The sequence below is a fragment of the Streptomyces aurantiacus JA 4570 genome, from assembly GCF_000414115.1.
Taxonomy (GTDB): domain Bacteria; phylum Actinomycetota; class Actinomycetes; order Streptomycetales; family Streptomycetaceae; genus Streptomyces; species Streptomyces aurantiacus_A.
Genome location: NZ_AOPZ01000315.1, coordinates 1 through 1,650 on the forward strand (window position 1 = coordinate 1; position 1,650 = coordinate 1,650).

At 76.4% G+C, this 1,650-nt stretch carries 1 protein-coding gene and 1 pseudogene; both read left to right on the forward strand.

The window, feature by feature from the left end:
* The coding region (locus STRAU_RS27430) for a pantoate--beta-alanine ligase (protein WP_037662265.1) at nt 1-251 on the forward strand (251 nt) is incomplete at its 5' end.
* A pseudogene (locus STRAU_RS27435) lies at nt 248-1,650 on the forward strand (L-aspartate oxidase); the annotation flags it as partial. The gene STRAU_RS27430 and the pseudogene STRAU_RS27435, both read left to right, overlap by 4 nt.

The window sequence follows — 1,650 nt, forward strand, 5'->3', positions numbered from 1 at the left end:
AGGCCGCGCCCACCGGACCCGCCGCGCCCACCGGCCCCGCCGGGGTCCGCGCCGCGGCCCGGCAGGTCCTCGACGAGGCCGCCCGCCTGCGCCCCCCGCTCGTCCTGGACTATCTGGCGCTCGTCGACCCGGCGGACTTCCAGGAGATCGGCCCCGGCCACCGGGGCGAGGCCATCCTCGCCGTCGCCGCCAAGGTCGGCACGACCCGCCTGATCGACAACATCCCGCTGACGTTCGGAGCCCCCGCATGAGTGCCACTGGCATACGGCTGTACGCCCCCGCCCCGGGCTGGTCGCTCGACGCCGACGTCGTGGTCGTCGGCTCCGGAGTGGCCGGCCTGACCGCGGCCCTGCGCAGCTCGGCGGCCGGCCTGAAGACCGTCGTCGTCACCAAGGCCCGCCTGGACGACGGCTCCACGCGCTGGGCACAGGGCGGCATCGCGGCGGCACTCGGCGAGGGCGACACCCCCGAACAGCACCTGGACGACACCCTCGTGGCGGGCGTGGGCCTGTGCGACGAGGAGGCGGTGCGCATCCTCGTCACCGAGGGCCCCGACGCCGTACGCCGCCTCATCGCGACCGGCGCCCACTTCGACGAGTCCACCGAAGGCGACCTGGAGCTCACCCGAGAGGGCGGCCACCACCGCCGCCGCATCGTGCACGCGGGCGGCGACGCGACCGGCGCGGAGGTCTCCCGCGCCCTCGTCGAGGCGGTCCGCGCGCGCGGCATACCGACGGTCGAGAACGCCCTGGTCCTCGACCTCCTGACGGACGACGAGGGGCGCGCCGCCGGCGTCACCCTGCACGTCATGGGCGAGGGCCAGCACGACGGCGTCGGCGCCGTGCACGCGCCCGCCGTGGTGCTCGCCACCGGCGGCATGGGCCAGGTCTTCTCCGCGACCTCGAACCCTTCGGTGTCCACGGGCGACGGCGTCGCGCTCGCCCTGCGCGCGGGCGCGGAGGTCTCCGACCTGGAGTTCGTGCAGTTCCACCCGACGGTGCTCTTCCTGGGGGCGGACGCGGAGGGCCAGCAGCCGCTCGTCTGAGGCGAGGGCGCCCACCTGGTGGACGCGGACGGCGTGCGCTTCATGGTGGGGCAGCACGAGCTGGCCGAGCTGGCGCCGCGCGACATCGTCGCCAAGGGCATCACGCGCCGCATGCAGGAGCAGGGCACCGAGCACATGTACCTGGACGGACGGCACTTCGGCGCCGACATGTGGGCGACCCGCTTCCCGACGATCCTGGCCGCCTGCCGCGCGCACGGCATCGACCCCGTCACCGAGCCCGTGCCGGTCGCCCCGGCCGCCCACTACGCCTCCGGCGGCGTCCGCACCGACCCGCACGGCCGCACCACGGTCCCGGGCCTGTACGCCTGCGGCGAGGTCGCCTGCACCGGCGTGCACGGCGCCAACCGGCTGGCGTCCAACTCCCTCCTGGAGGGCCTGGTCTACGCCGAGCGCATCGCGGACGACATCGCCGCCCTGCACGCCGCCGGCGCCCTCCCCGCGCGCGTGCCCGCCGCCACGGCACCCCCGGAGCGGCCGGCCCACCCGCTGCTGCCCCCGGAGGCCCGCTTCACCATCCAGCGCGTGATGACCGACGGCGCGGGCGTCCTGCGCTCCGCCGACTCCCTCGCCGAGGCCGCCGAGCG